This window comes from Blautia sp. HCP3S3_H10_2 (assembly GCF_052122375.1).
Lineage (GTDB): Bacteria > Bacillota > Clostridia > Lachnospirales > Lachnospiraceae > Blautia_A.
Genome location: NZ_JBQKCL010000014.1, coordinates 1 through 18461 on the forward strand (window position 1 = coordinate 1; position 18461 = coordinate 18461).

The 18461-nt window shown below is 44.0% G+C and carries 18 protein-coding genes and 1 rRNA gene; 3 read left to right on the forward strand and 16 right to left on the reverse strand.

What is annotated here, in order from left to right:
• The 3 genes from ACTQWB_RS14295 to ACTQWB_RS14305 all read right to left on the reverse strand — a co-directional run.
• Positions 1-214 (reverse strand): 16S ribosomal RNA (locus ACTQWB_RS14295); the annotation flags it as partial.
• A gap of 485 nt (positions 215-699) precedes the next feature.
• The gene (locus tag ACTQWB_RS14300) at positions 700-1500 is read right to left on the reverse strand and encodes a transglutaminase domain-containing protein (RefSeq protein ID WP_441502128.1); all 801 of its coding nucleotides are present in this window, start codon (positions 1498-1500) and stop codon (positions 700-702) included.
• Between the two features lie 14 nt (positions 1501-1514).
• Positions 1515-1967: an Ig-like domain-containing protein gene (locus ACTQWB_RS14305; protein ID WP_226817811.1), complete on the reverse strand. Its 453-nt coding sequence runs from the start codon at positions 1965-1967 to the stop codon at positions 1515-1517.
• On the opposite strand from ACTQWB_RS14305, the gene ACTQWB_RS14310 reads away from it, so the two are divergent.
• Together ACTQWB_RS14310 and ACTQWB_RS14315 are read left to right on the forward strand one after the other, a co-directional pair.
• The gene (locus ACTQWB_RS14310; protein ID WP_226817812.1) at positions 1946-2200 is read left to right on the forward strand and encodes a helix-turn-helix domain-containing protein; all 255 of its coding nucleotides are present in this window, start codon (positions 1946-1948) and stop codon (positions 2198-2200) included. The genes ACTQWB_RS14305 and ACTQWB_RS14310 overlap by 22 nt on opposite strands.
• Positions 2201-2491: 291 nt before the next feature.
• Positions 2492-3388: a hypothetical protein gene (locus ACTQWB_RS14315; RefSeq protein ID WP_226817813.1), complete on the forward strand. Its 897-nt coding sequence runs from the start codon at positions 2492-2494 to the stop codon at positions 3386-3388.
• 181 nt (positions 3389-3569) lie between these two features.
• Here the strand turns inward: ACTQWB_RS14315 and ACTQWB_RS14320 are convergent, their stop codons facing one another.
• The 4 genes from ACTQWB_RS14320 to aroD form a co-directional block, all read right to left on the reverse strand.
• On the reverse strand, positions 3570-4001 hold the full coding sequence (locus ACTQWB_RS14320; protein WP_441502129.1) for a hypothetical protein: 432 nt from the start codon (positions 3999-4001) through the stop codon (positions 3570-3572).
• 171 nt (positions 4002-4172) lie between these two features.
• Positions 4173-4901: an RNA polymerase sporulation sigma factor SigE gene (sigE, locus tag ACTQWB_RS14325; protein ID WP_441484380.1), complete on the reverse strand. Its 729-nt coding sequence runs from the start codon at positions 4899-4901 to the stop codon at positions 4173-4175.
• Positions 4902-4915: 14 nt separating this feature from the next.
• Positions 4916-5761, reverse strand: a complete 846-nt coding sequence (locus ACTQWB_RS14330) for a sigma-E processing peptidase SpoIIGA (RefSeq protein ID WP_441484381.1) — start codon at positions 5759-5761, stop codon at positions 4916-4918.
• Positions 5762-6013: 252 nt separating this feature from the next.
• Positions 6014-6784 (reverse strand): type I 3-dehydroquinate dehydratase, encoded by a 771-nt coding sequence (aroD, locus tag ACTQWB_RS14335; protein ID WP_441484382.1) that lies wholly within the window; start codon positions 6782-6784, stop codon positions 6014-6016.
• Positions 6785-6961: 177 nt separating this feature from the next.
• Between aroD and ACTQWB_RS14340 the strand changes: the two genes are divergently transcribed.
• Positions 6962-7834 (forward strand): shikimate dehydrogenase, encoded by an 873-nt coding sequence (locus ACTQWB_RS14340; protein ID WP_441502130.1) that lies wholly within the window; start codon positions 6962-6964, stop codon positions 7832-7834.
• A gap of 181 nt (positions 7835-8015) precedes the next feature.
• Here ACTQWB_RS14340 and thrS read toward each other — a convergent pair whose 3' ends face one another.
• The 9 genes from thrS to ACTQWB_RS14385 all read right to left on the reverse strand — a co-directional run bounded on the left by thrS (position 8016) and on the right by ACTQWB_RS14385 (position 18457).
• Entirely contained in the window at positions 8016-9950 is a 1935-nt protein-coding gene (gene thrS / locus ACTQWB_RS14345) for a threonine--tRNA ligase (protein ID WP_441502131.1), read from the reverse strand.
• Between the two features lie 489 nt (positions 9951-10439).
• Positions 10440-11186, reverse strand: a complete 747-nt coding sequence (locus ACTQWB_RS14350) for a YdcF family protein (RefSeq protein ID WP_441502132.1) — start codon at positions 11184-11186, stop codon at positions 10440-10442.
• A 167-nt stretch (positions 11187-11353) separates the two neighbouring features.
• A complete protein-coding gene (locus ACTQWB_RS14355; protein WP_441502133.1) occupies positions 11354-11869 on the reverse strand; it encodes an SEC-C metal-binding domain-containing protein in 516 nt (171 codons plus the stop codon).
• Positions 11870-12233: 364 nt separating this feature from the next.
• Positions 12234-13055 carry an HAD family hydrolase gene (locus ACTQWB_RS14360; RefSeq protein WP_441502134.1) on the reverse strand — a complete coding sequence of 274 codons (822 nt, stop codon included), beginning with the start codon at positions 13053-13055 and terminating at the stop codon, positions 12234-12236.
• A gap of 95 nt (positions 13056-13150) precedes the next feature.
• Positions 13151-14431: an adenylosuccinate synthase gene (locus ACTQWB_RS14365; RefSeq protein ID WP_441502135.1), complete on the reverse strand. Its 1281-nt coding sequence runs from the start codon at positions 14429-14431 to the stop codon at positions 13151-13153.
• Between the two features lie 17 nt (positions 14432-14448).
• Positions 14449-15882: an adenylosuccinate lyase gene (purB, locus tag ACTQWB_RS14370; RefSeq protein ID WP_441502136.1), complete on the reverse strand. Its 1434-nt coding sequence runs from the start codon at positions 15880-15882 to the stop codon at positions 14449-14451.
• A 136-nt stretch (positions 15883-16018) separates the two neighbouring features.
• The gene (locus tag ACTQWB_RS14375; protein ID WP_441502137.1) at positions 16019-16711 is read right to left on the reverse strand and encodes an amino acid ABC transporter ATP-binding protein; all 693 of its coding nucleotides are present in this window, start codon (positions 16709-16711) and stop codon (positions 16019-16021) included.
• A 78-nt stretch (positions 16712-16789) separates the two neighbouring features.
• Positions 16790-17440 carry an amino acid ABC transporter permease gene (locus ACTQWB_RS14380; RefSeq protein WP_441502138.1) on the reverse strand — a complete coding sequence of 217 codons (651 nt, stop codon included), beginning with the start codon at positions 17438-17440 and terminating at the stop codon, positions 16790-16792.
• Positions 17441-17581: 141 nt separating this feature from the next.
• Entirely contained in the window at positions 17582-18457 is an 876-nt protein-coding gene (locus tag ACTQWB_RS14385; protein ID WP_441502139.1) for an amino acid ABC transporter substrate-binding protein, read from the reverse strand.
• Between the last annotated feature and the right edge of the window lie 4 nt (positions 18458-18461).

The window sequence follows — 18461 nt, forward strand, 5'->3', positions numbered from 1 at the left end:
GAAGCATGCGCTTCTGTGCGCTTATGCGGTATTAGCAGTCATTTCTGACTGTTATCCCCCAGTACAAGGCAGGTTACCCACGCGTTACTCACCCGTCCGCCACTAGAAACAGACCAAATCCGCCGAAGCCTCAATGAAATGTTTCCCGTTCGACTTGCATGTGTTAAGCACGCCGCCAGCGTTCATCCTGAGCCAGGATCAAACTCTCTGATAAAGTGTTTGATGTACTCAAGACAACCAACTAGCTTAGTTATCTCTCGTCATTACTGTTTTTAAAAGTTTCATTCGAAAATGAATTGTATAAAGAAATTTTCGAGAATCGTATGTGTTTCACTGTTTAGTTATCAAGGTTGTTCGCTGTCAGCTCTTTGCGACAGCTTATTTACTTTATCATATCTTCCAGATCTTGTCAAGCACTTTTTTCAAAAGTTTTTGAGATCTTTCAGACCGTATCTAAAGTTGTTTGTTTCTGTCGTTCTGTTTAAGCGACTTGATTACTTTACCATAAGTTCAGTCGATTGTCAACAGTTAATTTGAATTTTCTGAAAACTAATTTATTTTTCAGCATTTCAGAAGCAATTTCTTGCGACAGCTTATTTATAATACCACTGCCGCAAGGAATCGTCAAGCACTTTTTACAAAAAAGTTGATATTTTTTTGTGTAACTTACTATCCAACATTTTTTCAGATAAAAAAGTCCTATTTCCAGGTCAGTTTTCCATTTTTTATCTGCATTGTATATACCTGATCGTAGCGAAGCCGGAATGGATAGCTGGATCTTTTTACCAGAAACAGGTTCTTATTAGTATGTGCTCTCTGCATACTGCAATCAATCATCCGCCATGAAGAACCAATCCGTACTTCACACCATCCATGCTCTGACAACGGATAGCCGGCTCCGCGAGCAGTAACTCCCCCTCCGGCCACACGGCTTTCAAAGCCAAGTACTCTTGCAATATACGCCATTGCCGCTCCATAATAATAACAATCCCCTCGCTTGGACGAGAACATACTTTTTGCAAACGAAGGCATTTTAGATGCACTTACCTTATAATATCTGCCAAAATATGGATATTTGCATAAGGCCTTAAAGCATTGTTTTAAACGTTGGCGGCTGCTGGCTTTTGGATCGGAATTCTTTACCACAAAATTTACAGCCTGTTTTACTTCTTTGTTGGTTACCCTGATCCCATTCTTGTCTACATAGTAATAGCCTTTTTTCTTAGAACCCACAATTTTGTTTTTCGCAAGCCCGTTCTTCCTATCAAAATAATAATATAGCTTTCCTATTTTCTTCCATCCAGTACACTTTTTCCCACCGGCATAATAGAATTTTTTCCCATTCTCTACTCTCCAGCCATAAAAAGTCTTTCCAGTCTCATCACATAGACGACCATTTTGTACCGTATACGTTTTCCGTTGAGTCTCTTCTGCACGCACATGAACCGGCAGCAAAAGCACAGCCAATAACGCTGCGATCAAAATCCAGGTTCTTTTCATTTTCTCTTTCCTCCTTATTTGACCACCACCTTGCAAGTCACCGTTTTCTTTCCGGCTTTTACTTTAATGGTGGCTTTTCCTTTTTTCATAGCTTTGACCACGCCTTTTGAAGTTACCGTTGCAATCTTCTTATTGGAACTGGTATAAGTTAGTTTATCACTGCTGGTAATCGGATTCAAGACCGGTTTTAAAGTAAGTTTTTTTCCTTTTTTCAGAGTTACTGTTTTCTGGACTCCTGTGATCTTAGTGGTGGCAATCTTGCTGTTCTTTACCGTCACTGTCACTTTTGCAGAAGCACCGCTCTTCATAGTTACGGTAATAGTTGCTTTACCTGCCTTCTTTGCTGTGATCTTGAAAGTCTTATTATTGACTGCTGCCACTTTGGCGTTGCTTGTTTTTAAGGAAGAAATGCTGTCACCGAACTTCATGCCTGCGATCAGGGATTTTGCGGAAACAGACTTTTTCACCTGGACTGGCAGGGAGCCAGTGGCGGGAGGATGCAGATAAGACGCAGACTCAGATTGCAGAATACCTTGGTACTTCTCAGACCATGTACGCCCGTTACGAGCGCGGTGCCAATGAGATGCCGATCCGTTATCTGGTTGCTCTGTGCAAGTACTATCAGGTTTCTGCGGACTATATCCTCGGATTTACCAACAGGAAAATCCCCCTGCCCTCTGACACTTCCCGAAGAAAATAACAAATCCGTAACTGTTTTCCTTTTTAGGATGTCCGTTACGGATTTGTTATTTTATACAGGTTATTTGTCGAATCCTGTCGAACTTTTTTTCTTGCAAAATAGCCCAGGCTGTACTATACTATAACAAAGCATTTCATTTCAGTAAGTCTATTTGATATCATCTCTGGTATCCTCGGCGCTCTGCCACTTCAGAAATCTCATGCTTTTCCCATATAACAGCAGGAAGGTTTCTGATCAGAACACAGGAGATCTTATAAGAGGCCTTCCACCATCTTTATAAGGAGGTCTTTTATGAACAACATTCCTTTACCTGTGAACCGAATCTATAAGGACAGGCTTTACAAGATGATCTTCAATGACAAGTCAGAGTTACTGAAACTTTACAATGCAATCAATGGAACCAGCTACGAAAATCCCGAAATGCTCACCATCACCACACTGGATAACGCAATCTACATGACAATAAAGAACGACCTCTCCTTTATCATTGATATGCGCCTGGCCCTTTATGAGCAGCAATCCACGGTGAATCCCAATCTGCCTTTACGTTTTCTCATGTACATAACAGATATTTATTCATCCTACACGAGAGACATGAACCTGTATAGTTCTGCTAAAGTACAGATTCCGCAGCCTTCCTTTGTTATTTTTTATAATGGATCCGCAGCGCAGCCTGACCGGACAGAATATCTTCTGTCAAGTCTCTTCTGTCCTGCCACCGATGAACCAGCACTGGAGCTTAAGGCCATTATGTTGAATATTAATAAAGGACACAACCAGAAATTAATGGATGCCTGCCATACTCTCAGAGATTACTCTGAATATGTTGCACGCATTCGCATCTATTCTGCTGAACTGCCACTTTCTGACGCTGTTGAGAAAGCAATCACCGAATGCATTCAGGAAAATATCTTACGGGATTTTCTACTAAAGAACCGAGCGGAGGCGAAAGCTATGAGTATTTATGAATATGACGAAGAAAAAACAATGCGGATGTTTCGTGAAGAAGCGTTTGAGGAAGGTAAAATCCAAGCGACCATTGAAATGTGTTTGGACTTTAACCTCCCTTCAGATGACATTTTACAAAGGCTAATGACTAAATTTCAGCTTTCTGAAAGCCAGGCCCAGGAATATCTTGACAAATATGGCGCATCCGAGACAGCCCCGTCTCCAAATAAAGACTCTTAACCTATGCAAGCTTTACCCCAAAATGTTACCCCTTCCAAAGGTCAGGCAGAAGATTATCTTAAAGAAATTTTTCAGCCACCAACTCTTGACTAATTATAGTTGTGTAATATTCTTGTACAAAAGCGGCGGGGATAAATTCTTCCCTCGTCTGGAAGGACCTTTATCCCCGCCATCTTATTTCTTACAGAAACTCCTTCAATTTCTCCACATTTTCCTCTTCAAATTCCTGCAGCCGTTCCATCAGTTTTTTGATGTCTTTTTCCACGTCATTTTCGTACTGATGCAGTTTTTTCACGGCTTCAGTAATTCCCATGCTGCTGCCCTGGATCAGCATTTTGGCAATGTGGGAGGTGGAGGCGTCGGCCATGGTCTGAAGGTTGACCATCAGGTAGGTGCGTATTTTTTCAAAAGTGCCAAGACCTTTCTCATCATATCCGTTTCGGTTTAGGATGTCCCTGGCTTCATTGTGAAATTTCCGGTATCCGGTAAGCTGTTTTTCCAGATAAGCCTGGAGCTTCTCATCCTCCGTAATCTCCAGAAGCTGCTCCAAGGTGTCCACACCCATCTGGGAATTCTGATACACATAGTTTAAAAATTCTACATTGGCATTCATTAGCAATTCTCCTTTGCTGTAAAACATATTTCTTACATGTGTTTCTCTATGCTATTGTAGAATTTCCAATTTTGCCATTATTATTCCAAGATGCACTTATGTTTTGCATTCCTGGCTATTTCCCTCATTTTAGCAAGACTTGCAACCATCCTTTTTTCCTTAAGTCATCCATCATTCATACTTCACGATTTCTTTTTTCAGCCTCTTCATGATCCGCTTTTCCAGCCTGGAAATATAAGACTGGGAAATTCCCAGAAGGTCAGCTACCTCCTTCTGTGTTTTCTCCCGCCCTTCCTGCCTTCCAAGTCCGAAACGCAGCTTGATGATGGTCTGCTCCCTTGGAGAAAGTTTGGAGATTGCTTTTCCCAGGAGCTTGATCTCTACCTCATCCTCCAGACGCCTGGAGATCACATCGTCATCCGTTCCCAGAATGTCTGAAAGAAGAAGCTCGTTTCCATCCCAGTCCACATTCAGCGGTTCGTCTATGGAAACCTCCATCTTCGTCTTGCTGTTTCGTCTCAGATACATCAGGATCTCATTTTCAATACACCGGGACGCATAAGTTGCCAGCTTAATATTTTTCACCGGATTAAAAGTATTGATTGCCTTGATCAGCCCGATGGTGCCAATGGAAATCAGATCCTCCACACTCACACCTGTATTGTCAAACTTCTTGGCAATATAAACCACCAGTCTGAGGTTGTGTTCGATCAGAATGGATTTTGCCTCTTTTTCCTCAGAAGTCCCAAGTTTCTCAAGAATCCTCGCTTCTCTCTGGGATTCCAACGGCGGCGGTAAAATGTCACTTCCGCCAATATAATAAACCTCTCCCTGTCTGCCAAGCAGAAATCTTGGCATTACCTGAAATGGATAATAAGCTGCACTTGCTGATCTGTTCATAGATGCGTCCCCTCCTAATGCAATATTCTGGAATTTAACAGTACCTGGTACTCTTTTCCCAAAGCAGAGGGTTCCACAGCCAGCGCCAGCACCGGATTTGCGACATGAATCACCTCCCTGGGAGTGTGAATACAAAGGTCCTCTAACACCACCGCCAGCATCACGCCCTCCTCCCCAATGGTCTGATAGGGTAAAAAGTGCGGGTGCAGGTCGGTAAGTTCTGTACCTTCCAGCTCCCCCGGGTTCTCCTTAAGGTGCCTTAGCCTGTCTGCCTTTTCTTCTGGCATCATCGCTTCCAAAACCTCAGGTTTTATAACAAAAACCTCTTTCTGGTTCATCGGGTCTACAAGCAGATTTCCTGTGTCCAAAAGCCCGAAAAACTGTTGTACATTGCCCTGGTAGGACAAGGTGACCGGATAAATATTTTTCCATCTGGCGCGAAAAGAATCGCTGAGATAGATCAGTGCGTCAAGCCCCATATAGGCTCCAAGTGCCATCACCAGGAACCGGATCAGCGTCATATTTTTTACAGGAGCCGCTTCCATAAGCCCTCCCATAAAAAAAGCCATCAGATAAACGGTCACCAGCGCTTTCAACAGCAGTCCGTTTTTCTTAAGATCCAGTCCAAGCACCAGCATGATCCAGGCGCATCCTCCATGTAAAAGCACCTTCACAGGAAAAATCCCATCCGGCAGTACATATAAGATGAGGCAGGAAAACAGAGCGCCAATGGCTGCCGCCAGCAAAATCCTTCCACGATTTCTTTTTCGCAGGAAAAGCTTTCCCACAATGCGAAGAAGAAGGTAATCCATTAAGAGATTCGTCAGAAAGACGATGTCTATGTATACGTCATAATACATAAAAAGCCCCCTGTGGCCTGTCATCCGCTGCCTTTTACAGCAGCGGCAATCCTTCACTTTGGTAAGTGAACCCATTATACGGTCACAGGGGGCGCAGATTTTGTCAAAAAGGGACGGGAAACCTTAAGAATTTCTCGTCCCAAATCGACAGCATGATCTGTCATTTTTCGTTATTTTATTATTGATTCTTTCTATTATTCAATGTTTCATCTACTGTCATAAGCTGCGCAAACTTGCATTTCTTTGCGCAGATCAGCCTTCTTCATTCTTCTTATGCAAAGCATCCAGAAGACTTCTCAGCTCTCCAATTGGAAACTGTCCCGGTGCAGAAGCGGCGCCTACCGTTCCGAAGGTAATGCCGGAACCGAAATTTTCTCCGGAAATACGGGTAATAGAGCCAATGCTTCCCATAGCCATGGATACCAGCGGTTTTTCACTCTCCTGGCGCATGGCGTTGGTAGCTTCCATAATGGCTGCCACGTCTTCAAAACCTTTTGGCATAACTGCCATCTTCAAAATATCAGCACCGGAGTTTTCCATTTCCCGTAACCGGTTCAGAAGCACCTCCTGGCTGTCTGTTTTGTCAAAATCGTGGGAAGAAGCGATTACTTTCACACCTTCTTTTTGAAGCTCTGCAACCAGTTTTTTCTTCTCCTCCGGATTTCCCATTACTTCCACATCCACCAGATCCGCCTTTTTGCTCTTTGCGGCATTTATGCAGCAGGCAGCGTAATCCTCCAGGGAAATGGAAATATTTCCGCCTTCTTCGCTGGTTCTTATGGTAAAAAGCAATGGCGTTTCTCCAAGGATTTCAGCCAGTGCTTCAAGCACATTCTGGCAGGCTTCGGGATCAAGCAGTCCCTGAAAAAAATCAGCACGCCATTCCACCAGGTCTGCTGCCGCTTTTTTAGCAGCCTCCGCTTCCTGGCAGATTTTTTCCCTGGTGGTTCCGATCAGAGGGACGCAGATTTTCGGGATTCCAGAGCCGATTGTCAAATTCTTTATCTGAATGGGTTTTGTCATTTCTTGACATCTCCTTTCGCATAGAATAATATATACATAGTAACGCTTTAATGATTTCCAGTTTTAAACTAAATGAAAGTTCACGTTCCAATACCTTAAGGCTGTTCATGCCAACCTGGCTCAGTTATGGTGATTGTCCCGAACTTTCACAATAATAGAAACCTCAGGAGGTACCTTATGATTCCAATTACCGGTCACACACAGCTTACCGCACTTCTTGGAAGTCCGGTGGCGCACAGTATTTCCCCCCTTATGCACAATGAAGCTTTCCATCTTCTGGATCTTGATTACACGTATCTTTGCTTTGATGTAAATGAGGAAAATCTGGAAGCAGCTGTCACAGGACTGAAGACCTGCGGCATCCGCGGTTTCAACCTTACTATGCCAAACAAAAATAAGATCGTAGAGCTTCTGGATGAGCTTTCCCCTGCTGCCAGGTTGATTGGTGCCGTGAACACCGTTGTCAATGATAACGGGCACCTGACCGGATACAATACAGACGGTGTGGGCTATATGCAGGCCGTAAAAGATGCCGGATACGATATCACAGGTAAGACCATCACCGTCATGGGTGCCGGTGGCGCTGCTACTGCCATCTGTGCACAGGCTGCACTGGACGGGGTAAAAAAGATCCACATTTTTGCCCGGGAAACCAGCCGTTTCTGGGAGCGCACACAGAAGCTGGTGGAAAATATCAACGCCACACTTCCCTGCCAGGCTGTTCTTCATGAAAACAAGGATAAAGAAGCTCTGGCACATGCCATTTCGGAAAGCGCCCTTCTTCTGAATGCCACTTCTGTTGGAATGGCACCTAATACAGAGGGTACTATTATTGAAGATACCAGCCTTTACCATCCGGATCTGATCGTGTCAGATGTGATCTACAATCCTCGGGAAACACGCTTCCTGAGGGAAGCAAGGGAAGCTGGATGCCGCACCTTCAACGGTATGTATATGCTGCTCTACCAGGGGGCTGAGGCTTTCCATCTGTGGACGGGGAAAGAGATGCCGGTGGAGGAGATTAAGGCAAAATATTTCTCTGAGTCATAGAAAAAACATGCTGCATCGCTTCCCTGCAAGCTCAGCCATTAAACTCAGCAGATTTGCTTTAATATTTATAACATTTTTCAAGAAAGGCGCCGCATCTCACAGCAGCGCCTTTCTTTTATGGAAATCACTTTCCTATTTTTTCACTTCAAAACGTTCTGGCGATCCGGCCAGCGCGTCCAAATTATTTTTTCTCTTCCTGAACCTCTACTTTACGGTTCTCTCTGCTCTTGATCTCAGCTTTGATAGAAGTAATGAACTCACCAAGATCCTTTGCACCTTCGTCTCCAAGGAAACGGCTTCTTACAGAAACTTTGCCCTCTTCCTCTTCCTTCGCACCAACAACCAGCATGTAAGGAATCTTCTGAAGTCTTGCCTCACGGATCTTGTAACCGATCTTCTCTGCACGGGTATCGATTTCAACACGGATGCCAGCCTCTTTCAGCTCATCCAGGACTTTATTTGCATAGTCCATGTATTTGTCAGAGATCGGAAGGACTTTAACCTGTACAGGAGCAAGCCATGTTGGGAAAGCACCTGCAAAATGCTCGATCAGGATACCGATGAAACGCTCGATAGAACCGAATGCAACACGGTGAATCATGATCGGACGATGTTTCTCGCCGTCAGCTCCGATGTACTCGCAGTTAAAACGAAGCGGAAGCTGGAAGTCAAGCTGGATAGTACCGCACTGCCAGGTTCTTCCGATGGAGTCCTCAAGATGGAAGTCGATCTTCGGTCCGTAGAATGCTCCATCTCCCTCGTTTACCACATAGTTCAGGCCAAGGTCATCAAGAGCTCCGCGAAGAGCATCTGTAGCCATCTCCCAGTCCTCATCACTTCCCATGGAATCCTCTGGACGTGTGGAAAGCTCTACATGATATTTGAAACCAAACAGCTGATATACTTCGTCGATCAGTTTGGCTACGCCTTTGATCTCATCACGGATCTGCTCTGGCATCATGAAGATATGGGCATCATCCTGTGTGAAGCAGCGTACACGCATAAGTCCGTGAAGCTGTCCGGATTTCTCATGACGATGTACCAGACCAAGCTCACCCATACGAAGCGGCAGGTCACGGTAAGAACGTGGCTCGGACTGATATACAAGGATACCGCCTGGACAGTTCATTGGTTTGATTGCGAAATCCTGGTCATCAATTACAGTGGTATACATATTTTCTTTATAATGATCCCAGTGTCCGGATGTCTCCCAAAGATGACGCGCCAGTATAATTGGTGTGGAAATCTCAACATATCCTGCTTTCTGGTGAATCTCTCTCCAGTAGTCCAGAAGTGTGTTCTTCAGAACCATTCCTTTCGGAAGGAAGAATGGGAATCCAGGACCTTCGTCGCTCATCATGAACAGGCCAAGCTCTTTGCCAAGCTTTCTGTGGTCACGTTTCTTAGCCTCTTCCATACGATTGATATACTCTTCCAGATCTGCTTTCTTGGTGAAAGAAGTTCCATAGATTCTGGTAAGCATTTTATTTTTCTCGCTTCCTCTCCAGTAAGCACCTGCAATGCTGGTAAGCTTAAATGCTTTTACCGGTTTGGTTGTCATCAGGTGAGGTCCTGCACAAAGGTCCACAAACTCGCCCTGCTGATAGAAGCTGATCTCAGCATCCTCTGGAAGGTCCTCGATAAGCTCTACTTTGTATGGCTCGTTTTTCTCTTTGAAGAAAGCAATTGCCTCTTCTCTGGATTTGGTGAAGCGGGTGATCGGGAGAGCTTCCTTTACTACCTTCTTCATCTCTGCTTCGATTTTCGCAAGATCCTCTGTTGTGATCGGGTTCTCGCTGTCAATATCATAATAAAATCCGTCTGCAATAGATGGTCCGATTGCAAGCTTAACATCTGGGTACAATCTCTTGATGGCCTGTGCCATAATGTGGGATGTGGTGTGACGGAAAGCGCCTTTTCCACCTTCATCCTCGAATGTAAGAATGCTTAACTCGCAGTCCTCATCAACCACATGTCTAAGGTCAACTACTTCCCCGTTAACCTCTCCTGCACATGCAACTCTTGCAAGTCCTTCGCTGATATCAGAGGCAATGTCGATAACGGATTTTGCTTCTGCGTATTCTTTTTTAGAACCGTCTTTTAATGTGATAATCATGATTCGTGTCTCCTTTTTCTTTTTCTGAAACTGTATCACCGCCAAAGGAGGTGATACTTATAAAACGTATGATAACGTTTGCCTTATACAGGGACGAGATGCGCTTCTGTCCGATAGGGCTTTCTATATAATAGACAGTTCCAACGGAATTTCCTATTACATAAAAAAGCCCCTTACAATGCTTCCTGCACTGTAAGGGACGAATATACTCGCGGTTCCACCCTGCTTGCCATAGCATACGTATCTGTAAACCAGGCCACTTATTTGATGGTAACGGAATCACCGGACCGGATTAGGGCCACTCAGAGGTAGTTTTCGACTGCTTCCTGATAAGGCATTTCCAGCTGCCTGCCTCTCTCTGAAACATTCCACAGTTTACTCTTCTCGTCAACGTGTTTTCTTATCACTATGCCCCATTATAGCCTCGGCGTTTTCGTTTGTCAATAAGTTCAAAATAAATATTTCACTGTTGTCCACAGTAACACTTTTTCAGATATTTCCTTTTAGCTTCTCCTTCAAAAGCGCAGCAACCTCCCGTACCACATAATGGACCTGCATGATTGGATCTGATGCTGCTGCAATTCCACAAGGATGTTCATAGCCCATCTTTCTGGCAAGCTTTATGGCACGGTACACGTGAAAATTATTGGACAGGATTCCTGTATTCTTCCTGCCACAACCGGTAAGTGCATCTGAAAACTTCAGATTCTCTTTCGTGCTGGTAGATTTTTCCTCCAGTACCAGTCTTTCCTTATGGATTCCGTGGACCGTAAGATAGTTCTCCATACATTTTGCCTCTGTAATATCTTCCCCGAATCCTTGTCCGCCGGAAAGGATTAAAATAGTATTCTCGTTCTCCCTGGCATAATGTAGTGCTGCTTTTAACCGAAGCTCCAATGCTTTCGAAGGCACATCACCTTTTACGTGAGCTCCTAACACCACCACATAATCCAGATTCTTTTCCCCTGAGGATTTCATTCCAGAGATCACGTGACTGCACAGGATTCCAAAACACAATATGCCAGACAGAGCTATCACTGCAATTCCATATTCCAGCCATTTCAGGGAAAATCCAGGATGCTTCCTTCCATAGCGAATCAGCAATGCTATTCCTTCAAAAAATGCTGCAAGCACTACCCAGATCCAGGCAAAATCTGCTGTGATCCCGGCATATACCACGATCAACAGAAAATATGCCAGACAGATAATACCTGCGCAAAAACATAATAAATTCAAATTCTTATCCCGCTTTCCTGTATATCCTTTCCCATATACACAATCTCTTTCCATATACACAAAACGGATTGCACGGTGGTCATCTCCCCCTGCAATCCGTCTCTTTCTTATCTGGAAGTTATCTGTCTTCCGATTTCCAAAGTCGTAAAAGTCTCTGGCAAATATGCTTATTTATTTCTGCCACAGCAGAATTTATATTTCTTACCGCTGCCGCATGGACACGGATCGTTACGTCCGATCTTGTGTGCCTTTACAACTGTACCGGACTTCTTCTGCTCAAGATAAAGCTCTTTACGCTTCTCAGGTGTAAAGATCTTATCCCACTGTGGAAGGTTGTAGAGCCAGTCAGCCTTAGCATCTACCATGTTCTTGTAAAGAAGCTCTTTGTCGAAGCAAAGGCTTACAGTTGTATTCTCATCCATGGTCTCGATCGGGTTCTGAACCTTAAGGCTGTCATTGATTCCATCAAGGAAACCAACCATTACAAGGACATCCAGTTTATATTTCTCAGCCAGCTCTTTAACAGTACCGGTAACTACTTCGTCCGGATTCTCAAGGAGCTGTGCGTAAATGTTCTTCTCAATATTAAAATATTTCGCCCAGAACTGCTGGAGTTTATTACGATCTGCCTGCTGGTCATAGGCAATGGCACGCCACTGCTCTAAAATGGTCTTGTCGCTCATTTCTTATTCCTCTTTTCAACAAAATTTCGTAATTATGCCGTTATACAGCTGAAATTTATTATACCATCTTTTTAGTGAAAACACAAATCCTATTTTTTCTTCCATATTTTTCATAAAATTTAAGTCCTTTTTATGTGAGAAATGTATAAAAAGCCAGAATCAGGTTCATACTATGACTGTTCAGTAAAATGAACATAAGATTCATTGAACCCCCTTCAATGATACCGTGTTATTACCAGAAGAATGGAATAATACAATACAAAAGATAAGCGAGATTAACTTATATCCTCCCCGAAACGCCCCGGGTTCCTGCATACGTAAGGAAGCCGGGGCGTTCATAATACAGAGATTGATTTTCAGATGGTTATTTTACCCCAAGCTTTTCCAGCTCTTTGGCTGCCTGTTTCAAGTCATGGAACTGGATGGCATGGATGCCAAGGGCTCTCGCTGCTTCGCAATTCTCTGGACGGTCATCCAGAAATACACTTTCCTCTGGCTTCAGACCAAACCTGGAAAGAAGTGTCTCATAAATGTCAGCATCTGGTTTGATCTGCTTTACCTCGCAGGAAAAGATAACACCATCCATATTTTTCAAGAAAGGCATCTGGGTGCTTCTGGTCTGCTCCAGCATATATTCACTGTAATTTGATAAAATATACAGATGATAGCCCTGGCTTTTCAGATAGCTGGTCCAGGTTTCCGCATAATCTTTGGCTTCGATGGTTCTTCCAGATTCTATTATTACCTTTTCCAGATCATCGGCATATTCTGGCGGAAGAGCCTGTGCAAACTGCTTCCGGTACTCTTCTTCTGTAAGAGCGCCCCGGTCTCTCTCGTTCCAGATCTGGCTCTTGAACACTTTTTCACCGATCAGCTTCTCTTCTTCTGCCGGAAAATGGAAGCTTTCCAGATAGCCTTCCCAGTCATAAGAAACCAGAACTTTACCTACATCAAAAATAATATTTTTCACTTTTCCGTCTGCCTCCTTCTCATCTTTCTTCAGAAGTTTATAGACCATAAAAAATACATACGCCAGTACCGGCACCAGGATCACACATCCCACCGCCGCCTTAAAATTCCCCTGGGCATTCTCTCCGCTTCCAAAAGCAAAGATCATGGGCAGGCAGCACACTGCCAATAAAACGATCACACCCAGAATGGCTGCTATTTTTTTAAAATTTTTCATTCTTTTATCCTTTAATATAATATACAACACGCGCCGGAGAAAAACTCCGGCGCCTCTTATCCATTCTTATAAATGGCTTTTTGATTCTATTCTGATTATTTGTTTCTGTAGATGATATCGTTTCTTCCTGGTCCATTAGAAACCATGGTGATCGGATATCCGATCTTCTCCTCGATAAACTCGATATATTTTCTGCAGTTCTCCGGAAGATCCTCGTATTTCTTAATTCCACGGATATCACATTTCCATCCCGGAAGCTTCTCGATAACAGGTTTTGCTTTCTCAAGCTTAGCTGTGGTCGGGAAGTCTGTGGTGATCTCTCCGTCAATATCGTAAGCTACACAAACCGGAATCTCATCCAGATAACCAAGTACATCAAGTACCGTAAATGCCACATCAGTAGCACCCTGCAGACGGCAGCCGTATTTGGAAGCAACACAGTCATACCATCCCATACGTCTCGGACGTCCTGTAGTAGCACCGTACTCTCCGCCGTCACCGCCACGTCTTCTAAGCTCATCAGCCTCTTCGCCGAAAATCTCAGAAACGAAAGCGCCGGCTCCAACAGCACTTGAATATGCCTTACTTACAACAACGATCTTCTGGATCTCATATGGAGGTACACCTGCTCCGATCGCACCGTAAGCAGCCAGTGTGGAAGAAGAAGTAACCATCGGGTAAATACCGTGATCCGGGTCTTTCAGAGTTCCAAGCTGACCCTCAAGAAGAATCTCCTTGCCCTCTTTCAGCGCATTGTTCAGATACAGGGAAACGTCACATACATATGGTGCAACCATTTTCTTGTACTCCATCAGCTCTGCAAAAAGCTCATCAACATTCAGAAGAGGTTTGTGGTATAAATGCTCAAGAAGAACATTCTTAGTCTCACATACACTTGCCAGTTTCTCTTTCAGATGGTCTTCGTCAAAAAGCTCGTTTACCTGGAAACCAATTTTTGCATATTTATCGGAATAGAAAGGTGCAATACCAGATTTGGTAGAACCAAAGGACTTGCCGCCCAGACGCTCTTCCTCATACTGGTCGAACAGGATATGATATGGCATAACTATCTGTGCCCTGTCAGAAATAAGGATCTTCGGTGCAGGAACACCTTTGCTTACTACTTCATTATATTCTTTAAAAAATACAGGAATGTTCAGTGCAACACCATTACCAATTACACTTGTGGTATGTCCGTAAAATACACCTGACGGCAGAGTGTGAAGTGCGAATTTACCATAATCATTAACGATGGTATGTCCGGCATTTGCGCCACCCTGGAATCTGACGATAATATCAGCTTTCTCAGCGAGCATGTCGGTAATCTTACCTTTACCTTCATCTCCCCAGTTTGCTCCAACTACTGCTTTTACCATAACTTTATTTCCTCCTATCACACATTAATCTCGGCTGTCATTCCAAGCATTTCACTATGGGAATCCAGAACTGGCTTCACAACCTTGGCAATAAAGGCCTCTGTCTGTTCTTTGGCACGTCCCACATATTTCTTCGGATCCATGGTCTTCTGAAGTTCCTCCAGAGTCAGGTTAAATGCAGGATCTGCTGCGATCAGCTCGAGAAGATTGTTGTCCTTGCCTTCTACCTTCACATTCTTACCAGCTTCCATGGAAAGCTCACGGATACGCTCATGAAGCTCCTGACGGTCTCCACCGGCTTTTACAGCGTCCATCATAATATTCTCAGTTGCCATAAATGGCAGCTCAGCCATCATATGCTTCTCAATAACTTTCGGATAAACCACAAGGCCATCCACTACATTGAGACACAGATCCAGGATTCCGTCAATTGCCAGGAATCCCTCTGGGATAGAAAGACGCTTGTTAGCAGAATCATCCAGTGTTCTCTCAAACCACTGGGTAGCAGAGGTGATAGCCGGATTCAGGGCATCTACCATTACATATCTGGAAAGGGAAGCGATACGCTCACTTCTCATAGGATTTCTCTTATACGCCATAGCAGAAGATCCGATCTGGGATTTCTCAAATGGTTCCTCCACTTCCTTCAGATGCTGAAGGAGACGAATGTCATTAGACATCTTATGTGCACTTGCAGCGATTCCGGCAAGGATATTCACAACACGGGTATCAACCTTACGGGAATAGGTCTGTCCGGATACCGGATAGCATTCTTTAAAGCCCATCTTGGCAGCGATCATCGGATCGATCTTATCGATTGTTTCCTGGTCTCCGTCAAACAGCTCCAGAAAGCTTGCCTGTGTACCTGTAGTTCCCTTAGAACCAAGAAGCTTGATGGTGCTAAGAACATACTCAAGATCCTCAAGATCCATCAGAAATTCCTGTGTCCAGAGTGTGGCACGTTTTCCTACTGTAGTAGGCTGTGCAGGCTGGAAATGGGTAAATGCAAGTGTAGGCTGGTCTTTATACTTATCTGCAAATTTGGAAAGCTCGGCAATTACATTCACCAGCTTCCTGCGGACCAGCTTCAAGGCTTCTGTCATAACAATAATGTCTGTATTATCTCCTACATAACAGGATGTTGCTCCCAGGTGGATAATTCCCTTTGCCTTCGGGCACTGTACACCGTAAGCGTATACATGGGACATAACATCATGACGCACTTCTTTCTCACGGGCCTTGGCAACATCATAGTTGATGTCATCTGCATGGGCTTTCAGTTCGTCGATCTGTTCCTGGGTAATGTTCAGTCCAAGCTCCTTCTCAGTCTCAGCCAGAGCAATCCAGAGTCTTCTCCAGGTGCGGAATTTCATATCCTGTGAAAAAATGTACTGCATTTCCTTGCTGGCATAACGCTCAGACAAAGGGCTTGTGTATCTGTCTGTACTCATTTTCTCTCTCCTGTTTCTTTTCTAATCAAGTGGATATTTCCTACATTTCGCGGATCATCTGCTTTATTTTGCAGCACAGACTGACAATTCAGCCTGTTTTTCCGTATACAAGGGGATTATATAACATACAAAGATTTTAAGCAAGCCCCTGATGAAATTTCCCCAAGAATTCCTTCATCCGCACATGGTCTGCAGAAAAGACCTCTTCCGGCGTGCCTTCTACTGCGATCAGCCCGTCGTCCATAAATATAATACGGTCTGAAATATCCCGCGCAAAGCTCATCTCGTGGGTGACGATCACCATGGTGATATGCTCTGCTGCCAGATCCTTGATAACCTTCAGAATCTCTCCTGTCAGCTCCGGATCCAGTGCTGAGGTTGGTTCATCAAAGAAAAGAATATCCGGATTCATGCAAAGAGCCCTTGCAATGGAAACTCTCTGCTGCTGGCCACCGGAAAGCTGATAGGGATAATAATTTTCTTTCTCGGAAAGACCCATTTTCTTAAGAAGCTCCCTTGCCTGTGCATAAACTTCTTTTTTGTCTCTTTTCTGTACCTTGATCGGTGCATCCGTAATATTCCGGATCACGGAAAAATGGGGAAAAAGATTGAAATTCTGGAACACCAGACCTATTTTTCCGTTTTTGATGATCTCACCGCCAGCCGGTGTCTCAAGGCCAGTGGCACACCGAAGCAGTGTAGACTTGCCAGAACCGGACGGACCGATGATACTAAGGACTTCTCCTTTTTCCACCTCCAGGGAAATATCCTTAAGCACATCCAAAGCTCCGAAGCTTTTCTTTATATGTTTCATTTCAAATAATTTCATAATTGAATTGCTCCATTCTTTAAATCTTGTATCTGTCTTTCATTCATTAACAGGCGCCAAAGCGTGTCCAAAATAGTTCTAACGATAGTAATTCAGTTTTTTCTCCACCTTATCCATGATCACAGCTACCAAAAGATTAAACACATAATAGAATACCGCAGCCACAACAAAGGGCACCATAGTAGTCTGGGAGCTGGCAATCTGCTTGGCAAGAGTAAACATCTCCGCAACGGCCACGACAAAGGCAAGGGATGTATCCTTAACCAGGGTGATGATCTCATTTGTAACAGATGGAAGGATTCTTTTGATCACCTGCGGCAGAATGATTCTGAAAAAAGTCTGTGCCTTGGAATATCCCAGGATTTTCGCAGCTTCATACTGTCCCACAGGCATTGATTCGATTCCTCCACGGTATATCTCGGCAAAATACGCCGCATAATTAATGGTAAACGCAATAAATACAGCGATCAGACTGTACCCCATGGAAATCCGGATTCCAAAAATAAAGTAAGGTCCGAAATATACTACCATCAGCTGCAGCATAAGAGGTGTTCCACGCATAATAGAAATATAGGCGGAAATGATCCACCGTATCACCGGTATTTTTGACATTTTCCCCCAGCATACCAGAAGTCCTAATGGCAGGGAAAAAATAAGGGTTACAAAGAAAATTTCTGTGGTCACCGTCATTCCCTTTGCAAGCTGGCTTAACATTACACTAAAACTCATTGTTACTACATTCCTCCTGTTTGTCTTTCCGCCAAGAAAAGAGGGTGCACCAGGTACCCTCTTTTCCGCTCTTTATCTGTACATTATAACGTTCCTATCATCATAATAACTTTCAAAGCACCAATGGTGCCATATTTCCATTTATTCTGCCTCATCCTCTGCTGTAGTCTCTTCTGTATCAGCAGCATCCGCACTTGCATTTTCCTCATCCGCATCTGCGCTTTCCTCATCCCCGAGGCAGAGCATATCTGCTACTTCATACTGCTGGGCCAGTTTATCGATCTCCCCATCCTCATACAGCTTCATCACTTCTGCCCATACAGTGTCACGGAGTTCTTCATTTCCTTTGGCAAATCCGATACCATACTGCTCACTCTGGATCGGCTCATCCAGGATCTTATATTTGCCTTCTTCTCTCTGTGCAAGCTGGTACTTGGCAACACCGATATCTACAGCAACTGCATCTGCTGCACCGGAATCGATGTTCATAAATGCTGTATTGTAATCCGGATTCTCAGTAAGGGAACCGAAGCTGTCTGTCAACGCCTTATTGTCATCGCTGTTCAAGGCATCAAGTGCAGCGGAAGCAGCCTGCACTACAACATTCTTACCAGCAAGATCAGCTAATGTCTCAATTCCGGAATCAGAAGCCACTACCATAACCTGCTCATTATTCAGATATGGAGCAGACCAGGTGTAATCGTCCTCACGTCCATTGATTGTAAATCCGTTCCAGATGCAATCGATATTTCCGGAATTTAATTCCATATCCTTGGAATCCCAGTTGATCGGCTTCTTCACAAGCTCCCATCCAAGATTATCACATACCTTCTGGGCAATATCCAGGTCAAAGCCTACATACTCTCCATTTTCATCCATATATCCGAAAGGTGGATACTCCGCATCGAATCCAACTGTTAAAGTCTTGCTGTCCGCATCTGCATAAACAGTCACACCAGAGCACACACCAGCTGCCATCAGGGCACTCATCATAATTGCCAGCATTCTTTTCTTCATAATA

What these genes read in the sequence shown, in the direction of transcription:
- ACTQWB_RS14300 (WP_441502128.1), bottom strand. Translation starts at nt 1,500, where the DNA reads ATGAAAAGAACCTGGATTTTGATCGCAGCGTTATTGGCTGTGCTTTTG.
- ACTQWB_RS14315 (WP_226817813.1), top strand. Translation starts at nt 2,492, where the DNA reads ATGAACAACATTCCTTTACCTGTGAACCGAATCTATAAGGACAGGCTT.
- ACTQWB_RS14320 (WP_441502129.1), bottom strand. Translation starts at nt 4,001, where the DNA reads ATGAATGCCAATGTAGAATTTTTAAACTATGTGTATCAGAATTCCCAG.
- sigE (WP_441484380.1), bottom strand. Translation starts at nt 4,901, where the DNA reads ATGAACAGATCAGCAAGTGCAGCTTATTATCCATTTCAGGTAATGCCA.
- ACTQWB_RS14330 (WP_441484381.1), bottom strand. Translation starts at nt 5,761, where the DNA reads ATGTATTATGACGTATACATAGACATCGTCTTTCTGACGAATCTCTTA.
- aroD (WP_441484382.1), bottom strand. Translation starts at nt 6,784, where the DNA reads ATGACAAAACCCATTCAGATAAAGAATTTGACAATCGGCTCTGGAATC.
- ACTQWB_RS14340 (WP_441502130.1), top strand. Translation starts at nt 6,962, where the DNA reads ATGATTCCAATTACCGGTCACACACAGCTTACCGCACTTCTTGGAAGT.
- thrS (WP_441502131.1), bottom strand. Translation starts at nt 9,950, where the DNA reads ATGATTATCACATTAAAAGACGGTTCTAAAAAAGAATACGCAGAAGCA.
- ACTQWB_RS14355 (WP_441502133.1), bottom strand. Translation starts at nt 11,869, where the DNA reads ATGAGCGACAAGACCATTTTAGAGCAGTGGCGTGCCATTGCCTATGAC.
- ACTQWB_RS14360 (WP_441502134.1), bottom strand. Translation starts at nt 13,055, where the DNA reads ATGAAAAATTTTAAAAAAATAGCAGCCATTCTGGGTGTGATCGTTTTA.
- ACTQWB_RS14365 (WP_441502135.1), bottom strand. Translation starts at nt 14,431, where the DNA reads ATGGTAAAAGCAGTAGTTGGAGCAAACTGGGGAGATGAAGGTAAAGGT.
- purB (WP_441502136.1), bottom strand. Translation starts at nt 15,882, where the DNA reads ATGAGTACAGACAGATACACAAGCCCTTTGTCTGAGCGTTATGCCAGC.
- ACTQWB_RS14375 (WP_441502137.1), bottom strand. Translation starts at nt 16,711, where the DNA reads ATGAAATTATTTGAAATGAAACATATAAAGAAAAGCTTCGGAGCTTTG.
- ACTQWB_RS14380 (WP_441502138.1), bottom strand. Translation starts at nt 17,440, where the DNA reads ATGAGTTTTAGTGTAATGTTAAGCCAGCTTGCAAAGGGAATGACGGTG.
- ACTQWB_RS14385 (WP_441502139.1), bottom strand. Translation starts at nt 18,457, where the DNA reads ATGAAGAAAAGAATGCTGGCAATTATGATGAGTGCCCTGATGGCAGCT.